The organism is Aquimarina spongiae (assembly GCF_900141785.1).
GTDB lineage: Bacteria > Bacteroidota > Bacteroidia > Flavobacteriales > Flavobacteriaceae > Aquimarina > Aquimarina spongiae.
Genome location: NZ_FQYP01000018.1, coordinates 26,345 through 35,007 on the forward strand (window position 1 = coordinate 26,345; position 8,663 = coordinate 35,007).

Below are 8,663 nucleotides of genomic sequence, written 5' to 3' on the forward strand. Positions count from 1 at the left end.
CTTTTAGGATTGATGTTTTGTGTAAAATTTTTGTTTGGTCGTAGGGTTTCCTTGCCCTAAAAATTGAAAGTAAGGTCGTCTTCTACAGATTCTAAGGTGTTATGATCTCCACCAATAACATCCATTATAGCAGTGTCTACACTTTCTAAAATAGAGGTCATAAAATCCCTGAATTGCGAAGCAATGATATCTATGTCAGAAGCCGTGAACACACTTGAAGCATACTCAAAAGTGAATCGATATTCATTTTCTTCTTCATTAATAAACAATGATAATGGGTACTTTGCCGTTTTGTTCTCAAAATCAAAGTAGGTGAAGTCTTTAGCAAAATCATTTAGTTTCTTCTTATCAAAATTTTGATATATGAACATCACATCAAAAAGATGTTTAATATGATTTTCTGTTTTCTTATTCAACTCCATTAAAATATCCGAAAGGTCGTACGTTTGTTTGCTTGTTGCCTCTACCAAATATGCACTGATATCCTTAGTTATCTCTCTGAAAGTATTTTTAGTATCCAGTTTACTTCTAATAGGTAACGTTTTGGAAAACATCCCTACTATTTGTTCTACTTCTTCTTGTATTCTTCCTGATGAGGCAATCCCTACAACGATATCTTCTTGTCCGGTTAATTGAACCAAAAAAGTAACAAAAAGAGAGTATAACACTGAAAAATCCGTAATCTTATCCCCTTCTTTTACATTATGAATCAATGGTTTTAATTGGCTATTCGCAATTGCAAAAGATGTACTTCCTCCTTCAGTATCAAATTCTTCATCATCATTCGATGTTGGTAATTCTAATCTTGGAATATCTTTCTCGAATGCTTTTAACCAAAATTCTCGCTGTTGTATGTACTCTTGATTGGTTATAAATTCATTTTCCCACTCTGCATAATCTGAATATTGAAGTGTTAACTTTTCTAAGGATTGATCGTAGTAAAGCGTCAAAAAATCTTTAAACAAATTAACCTGAGAAATTCCATCGCATATAATATGATGAATGTCAAAAATCAAAAATCGTTCATTCTCGTTAGAGGTTATCACTCCAAGTCTATATAAAGGACCATGATTAAGATCAAAAGGTTTGATAAAATCTTGGATACTTTGATCCATATTATTACTAGTAATGGCAGCTATTTTCACCTTATCTGTTTCCTTTATCTCCTGAACAATATTTTCATTTTTGAAGCTAAAAACTGTTCTTAAACTTTCATGTCTTTCTATCAGTTTATTAAAAGAGCTTTCTACCTTACTCAGATCTACATTGTCTTCCATTTGAAAGACAATAGGCAAATTATACGAAGTATCTTCTCTATTGAGATCATAGTTAAAATACATTCTTTTTTGAGAAGAGGATAATGGATAAAATGGTTTTTGCTCCATCTTAGAAATCTTGAAAATATTATCCTTTGTTGCATTTTGGATAAATGACGCTTGACTTTCTATGGTAAGGGTTTTAAACAATTGACTAAGAGAGATTCTCACTTTAAATTCTGTGTAAATTTTAGCAATTAATCTCATTATACTTAAAGAGTTTCCTCCCATACGTTGAAAGCTATCTACCACCGAGATGGATTGTTTTCCTAGAATTTCTTCCCAGATTGCTAGTAATTTCTCCTCAATATCGTTTCTTGGGCGAACTACTTCAGAAGTATCAGAATCCATTAGGGTTTCTAACTTTTTGAGATCTATTTTCCCATTAGATAGTAGTGGAAATTCTTTGACTGCTACATATCGTGAAGGAAGCATATATGCTGGTAAATATTCCTGTGCATATTGATCTATTTTTTTGCTTACTCCTTCTTCTGCTTCAACAACAAAAGCAACTAATGATTCTGTAAAGCCTGCTCCATTGTTCTGTGCTTTATCACTTCCTGGGTTTTCTTCTTTTTTTACAACAACGATATTTTTAATGAGGTTTGATTTCAATAAAACATTCTCAATTTCATCTAATTCTACACGGATCCCTCTCAGTTTAACCTGGCGATCTTCTCTTCCCAATAATTCAATTACGTTGTTAGGCAGAACTCGACCTTTATCCCCTGTTTTAAATGCAATCTTTTCCTGATCTGTATCTTGGTTTAGCGCAATGAACTTCTCATTTGTTAATGATACATTGTTCAAATATCCTTTTGACATATAATCGGTAACGATATAAAGATCTCCAGTCATAAGAGCTTTTACAGGCTTCTTTTCGTTGTCTAAAATCAAAATTTCGGTATCTGCAATAGGAGCTCCGATCGGGATCCTTTGTTTGGATGAATCTTCGGGACGAATCCTGTAAAAAGACCTGATCATTGTAGTTTCTGTAGCACCATAGAAGTTGACAAGTTGAATCGTATTTCCAAAGCAATCATACCACTTCCTCAACTCTGTTGGTATAATTTTTTCTCCGGAAAGAAAAATATGCTTCAAATTTTTGAAAGCATGATCCCCTAACCTTGGATGCTGACCAAAAATTCGGAAAACACTTGGAACGCAGTGAATCATGCTGATTTCGTTCTGATCAATCCATTGGGTAATTTTTTCGGGTGTAAAGAAGTCTTCTTCTTCAAAAGGAATACATACGGTACCTCCAGTTAGTAATGGGATGAAAACATCTCTCAAGAAAGCATCAAAGTATGGGCTTATCAATTGACTAACTCTACAAGTATCGTTAATCTCAAACTCACTAATTTGCCATTGTAAGAACTGTATCAAACTACAATTCTTTCCAATTATTCCTTTTGGAGTACCTGTCGAACCTGAAGTAAAATAAACATAAAGGCTATCATCTTTCTCGAATTTTGGATATTCAAGATCCACATCATCATTCCTTAATATGTGCTGTAGATTGTATTGATTTTTGACATTCTCCAAAGTAGCGTTAGAAGTATTAGAAGTAATCAAATATTCTAACTTCATCTCTTCTACGATTTTATCCAAACGATCCTTGGGTAGTTTGCTATCTATAGGCACAAATACACATCTGGCATTCATGATTCCTATCATCGAACAAATCAAATCCACTTTATCATCCATCAAAACACCTACAAAGGTTTCTCTAGATAAACCTTGATCTAAAAGAAATTTTGTGATCTTATTGGATGTTCTCAATATTTGTTCATACGTAATAGAATGCTGATTGTATTCTATAGCGATATTTTCTTTAGCTCTAATAAGGCTTTTTATTAATTCTTCTTGAAAAACCATCGGGTATTTTTTAAAATTATTTTTGATTTAAACATGTAGGTATTTGCCGGACTTATATATTTCAAAAAGCCTGGATCTTTCATCAATAAGATATTGATGGATAAAATGAGGGGATATTTACTTATTTGTTAAGAAAAGAAGGTGTCTAGTAATATTCCAAAAGTAATCACCGTAATCAAAAGATCACTTTCATAAGGAGCATTAATAGTATATCCTTCTTGTGCATATAATTTTTTAAGTCTTTCGATCTCATCAGGGTTGAAAACGCCTTGTTTTTTGATCACATCATAAGACAACAAATCTTGAATATATTCAATGTTTTGCTGTATCAGATATGGACTTCCTGGTGCTATAAAGTGAAACTTCTCTCTTTCTATAATAGATTTAGGAACAAATTTACTTCCCATTTTTCTGAGAATGTATTTTTCAGTAAAATCTTTGAGTTTTAACTCTGAAGGAACTTGTGCCGAAAACTCTACCAAGTTTTTATCCAAAAAGGGATATCTTACTTCTACAGAGTTGGCCATAGCCATTCTATCTCCATGATCAGAAACCAAATGATCTACCAATCGGATTTTATAATCCACATACGCTCTTGTATTTACAATATCTCTATTACGTATTCTTTCCTTGTTAATTATTGGATAGTTCAAACAATTAATCTCAGAAAATGACGCATTGATATCTTTAGAATACAACTGTCTTTTTTCTTCTTCGAATTCCAAAAAGTTTCTTTCGTAGAAAAATGAATCGTTCCCCCAAAGCTTCTTTCTTAAAGCTCTCTCTTCTGGTGTCGCCGGGTTGTCAATTAGGTTTAATTGACGCATCTTATCAAATCGATACCCCACATAACCCGCAAAGAACTCATCTGCACCTTCTCCAGAAAGAATTACCTTGAGTCCGTTGGCTCTTACATTTTCTGACAAAGACATTGATGCTGTGTTGTACGTTTCTTTTATAGGGCATTCACTATAATAAATAGATTCCCTCAATCGGTCACTTATGTCATCATACAGAAATACTTTTTGATTCAAATTAGAATTGCTTTGCTCTGCAACGATTTTCTGATAATTGGATTCTGAATGCAGCGAGTCTATAAAATCGATAGAAAATGCTTTTTTCTTTACTTCAGGAACCAATTGATTTACTTTCATGGCAATCATGGAAGAATCGAGTCCTCCACTTACATAAAACCCAGAAGGAACATCAGCGCGTAATCGAAGATTTATTGAAGATTCGAACAGGCCCTCTAATTCTTTGAGGTAGTAATCTTCAGATTTTCCATTTAGTACTACTTCCCCTTCGGGGTAAATTAAGTCCCAATACTCTTGTTTCTTAATCTCTCCCTTGTTATTCACTACCAGAAAATGGCCATTTTCAAGGCTATGAATTCCTTTGAACATGGTTCTCGGGCTGATGAGCCCGGCAAAAGTAAAAACCTGATCCAATCCTGTAAGATCGACTTCTTTTTTCACTAAGGGATGTTCAATAATCGCTTTGATCTCTGAACCAAAAACGAAGGTATTGTTCACATACGTATAGTAAAACGGGATAATTCCCATCTGATCGCGACCGCAAAACAGACTTTTAGTTTTTGTATCGTATAATGCAAATGCAAATTGCCCATTTAATTTATTTAGAAAATCTGTACCATGATCTTCATACAAATGAATGATTACCTCAATATCACTATCGGTACTAAACTTATGTCCTTTGGAGATGAGTTCTTCTCTCAACTCTATATAGTTAAATACCTCTCCGTTACAAATTAAGATCAGAGATCTATCTTCATTGTATAAAGGTTGCATTCCATTACTCAGACCAATAATACTCAACCTGGTAAAACCTAAAGCAACATTATCAAAAAGCAAAGTATCTTGATCATCAGGTCCCCTATGAATCAATTTCTTATTCATTTTTTGAACAATCTGAAGATCATCATTTGATACAATGTCATCATGTTTTATAAATCCACAAATACCGCACATAAATTTTTCTTTATTAAGACTTTAATAAATGATTTCTCACTCTATTCTACTGTTTCTAATACTTCTTGATATGAATAAAAAAGCTCTTTTTCTCCAAAAAGTCGTTCCGCTATTATTCCTTTTTCTTCACATTTATCTACCAACATATTAGACTGTACAATCGGATGCGAATCCTCGGTATATTTTATACTACTAATAAATTCTAACCAAGGTTCTTGCCCCATTGCATACACATATACTTCTTTTGGTTTGAAGGTATCTACCAAATACATTCCTCTTTCAAAATCACAACCCGAAAGTCTTCGAGATTGATCATCCTCTCGAGAAATCTTTTCTGTCAATAATGGTCCGTATAGCCAAGATAGAGGTGCTCCATCACATTCCATTCCTAAAAACAACACATCAATATTCCCTATTATCTTTTGAACATGATCATAAATTTTGGATTCCAAAATTCTAGAGTCTGCTACAAAAAGGAAGGTAAAATCATCGATCGCGACTCTAAAACAAGCTTTAGATTTAATATTCAAATCGCTGTGTTCTCCAGTAAAAGGCAAACCGGTAATTGAAACATTTTGATCCACTATTGTTTCCATTTCATCAATCTCAATTACGTTATTAAACCCTAGGTTATTAAACATGAGCTTGAGGTTTGGATCTTGTAATGCTCCACTTGAAGTTCTGGGAACTATAATGTTTTTGATTTTATGTCTTAATGGCAATAGTGTTTCGAATAAGATATGATCCTGATGATTGTGAGTGATCAATACATAATCGATAACATCCGGAATATCGATATCAGAAAAATGTTCTACCGTAGACTCGTAGCCATAATAACTTATAACTGGGTCTATTAAAACACTTATATCCTTGGTTTCTACCAAAATACAGGCATGTCCAAAATATCTCATCCGTGCTTTATCACCTTCATATTTGCTATAAGTTGGGTGTTCCTGACTTGTAAAAAAAGTATTAAACAGTTCTCTTTCTTCTTCAGAAACCCCTAAAACTTTGGCGATATCATCTACATCCCCAGCTTCTCTTTTCATTTTACTTAATTGATCTATTCCTGGATGATCAAATGGGATCTCTAGATGCAATACATTGGGTTCATCTAATCTAGGTGTACTTAAACAAAATGGTCTTTCATCATTATCAGTGATCCATAATGCAATACTCTGCGAGGACTTGTTGTAGAACTCACTCTCATAAAGTAAAGGTTCAAAGAATCGATAAGAAGGGTTATTATTTAGATCATATACCAATTCTACATATCCTTTTAGTATTTCAGGAACTTTCTCATACAAGGTTTCCAAAGAATACCCTTTGGCATTAGATTTTAGCATTTGATCAAGTTCATGTATTGCGTTTACAAACTCCAACGAATCTGATTGGGCACTTACTGTCTGATCCTTTAATGCTTTGATATCCTCTACGCGATCTTTTTCGTAATCCATAAAGGGGCCTCCCAGCATTTTTGGATTTTTAACCGCTGCTTCATGCATTTTAGGAGATTGGATATAAGAGTTCATTATCTTTAAGTGCCTCCCTTTTACGTTCATTGCACTTGTGGCTGGCGAGATCAAATGTGGCCAGGCATACCATCTATCAAACAATGGTTCTATAACAACATTTGGTTTAAGAAAAAGTTTACTCATTTTATGTAGAATTTGATTTTGTAATTAATGTTTGTATCTATATGGATACAGTTATATTATTCCGTTTGATTTTTCAAACAGATTCGAATTATTAGAATACGATGTAGTTAGATTTAAACTTCTATTTGTCCGATCAAGACTGAAGGATCATGTAGTACTGATTTAATGATATTGTAGTAATATTCGGTAAATACTTGAATAATGTCGCTATCATAAAGTTCTTTGCTATAAATGAATTTTACAGCATACTCGCTTTGATGTTCTGAAACTTCTATTTTAAATTCATATTGGGTGGTTTCATCCTTAATTAAGTGCAAAGATTCGAATTTGAGATCTTCAATAAAGAACTCTTTTTCCCCTTCAAAGTAATTTACAAATGCAAAGTGAACACTTACCAGATCCTCTGACACAACCTCTTGTTTTTTAGATAATTCAGAAATCATTTCGTCAAACTGGTACTCTTGGTTCTCGAAGGCGTTAAGAACGTTTTCTTTGATATCATCTAAAAATATTTGATACGAAGTTTCTGTATCAACATTTGATCTAAGTGGTAAAATATTAATGAAAGTTCCTATGACATCCTGAAATCTTGGATGTGTCCTGCCTATTACGTCTGTACCAATTATAATATCAGAATTATCGGATAATTTTTGAAGTAAAATATAAAATATCGATATAAAGAACATGAATTCGGAAACATCTGATTGTACCAAAAATCTCTTAATGTCTTTATAGTCTTGATCTGTGATTCCTAATGTTTTAAAATCTGCTATCGTTATATCCGCGCTCTCTTTGGAACCGCTAATAGGTAATGTCAACACCGGCAGATCTCCTGACAACTGATGAAGCCAATATTCTTTTTGATTAGTTAAGTTACTAGCCAAATTATTTTGCCAATAAGAATAATCGATATAGTTAAAATCTGGAGCTACAGATGCTTTATTTTGGTATAATTCTTTGAAATCGTTCATCAAAATATTCAATGATATCCCATCACAAACAATATGATGTACATCAACAAACAATATATTTGTGTTCTCATCAACAGGCAATAACGCAAACCGAATAGGAAGTTCTGACTCTAAATCAAATGGTTTTACAAAATCCAAATACACATTGTCTAGATGAGCATACTTATCCATTTCCAGAATAGTTAAACTAACCTTTTTTGTAGTATTAATGGTTTGTAGTACTCCAATGTTGGAAAGTGCAAAATTTGCTCTTAATACTGCATGTCGATCCACTAATTTCTCCAAGGTTTCCTTGATTTTAGGAACATCCAGAACCCCACTAATTTTATATGCTCCCGAAATATTATAGGCTAAACTATCTGTATTCTGCAGATATTTATAAAACATACGTTCTTGTGCAGATGACGTTATATACTTATCGTTGGCTTTAAGCTTGATTTTTGGGATTTCTTCTCTAGTACTTGTCTTGAAGTTCATTATTTTGATAGACAAGCTTTTAATTGTAGTGTGCTCAAAAATTAATTTTATCGGAATTTTTATATTAAATTCTTTTTCAATGAGATTGATAACATGTACAGCTCTAATAGAATTCCCTCCCAACTCAAAGAAACTTGTAGCAGTTCCTATTATCGATGTATCCAATTTTAAAACCTCTGACCATATCGAAACTAAGCGCTCCTCTGTAGCTGTACTCGGAGCCTGATAACTACTACTCGCCTCAATCTCAAAATCTGGAAGAGATTTACGATCAATCTTACCATTGGGTGTCATCGGAAGAATATCCAACTCCTTAAAATATGATGGAATCATATAATCTGGTAACCGATCTTGAAGATAAGAACGTAAGTCTGA

4 protein-coding genes are annotated in these 8,663 nt (G+C 33.2%); all 4 read right to left on the reverse strand.

Going from position 1 to position 8,663, the window contains the following annotated elements; all coding sequences use genetic code 11:
• Nucleotides 1-56: 56 nt before the first annotated feature.
• The gene (locus BUE24_RS23325; protein WP_073322137.1) at nucleotides 57-3,194 is read right to left on the reverse strand and encodes a non-ribosomal peptide synthetase; all 3,138 of its coding nucleotides are present in this window, start codon (nucleotides 3,192-3,194) and stop codon (nucleotides 57-59) included.
• Nucleotides 3,195-3,322: 128 nt separating this feature from the next.
• Nucleotides 3,323-5,182 carry an asparagine synthase (glutamine-hydrolyzing) gene (asnB, locus tag BUE24_RS23330; RefSeq protein ID WP_073322140.1) on the reverse strand — a complete coding sequence of 620 codons (1,860 nt, stop codon included), beginning with the start codon at nucleotides 5,180-5,182 and terminating at the stop codon, nucleotides 3,323-3,325.
• 41 nt (nucleotides 5,183-5,223) lie between these two features.
• Nucleotides 5,224-6,840 (reverse strand): MBL fold metallo-hydrolase, encoded by a 1,617-nt coding sequence (locus tag BUE24_RS23335; RefSeq protein WP_073322143.1) that lies wholly within the window; start codon nucleotides 6,838-6,840, stop codon nucleotides 5,224-5,226.
• A gap of 113 nt (nucleotides 6,841-6,953) precedes the next feature.
• On the reverse strand, nucleotides 6,954-8,663 hold a 1,710-nt coding region (locus BUE24_RS23340), incomplete at its 5' end, for a condensation domain-containing protein (RefSeq protein WP_139242104.1).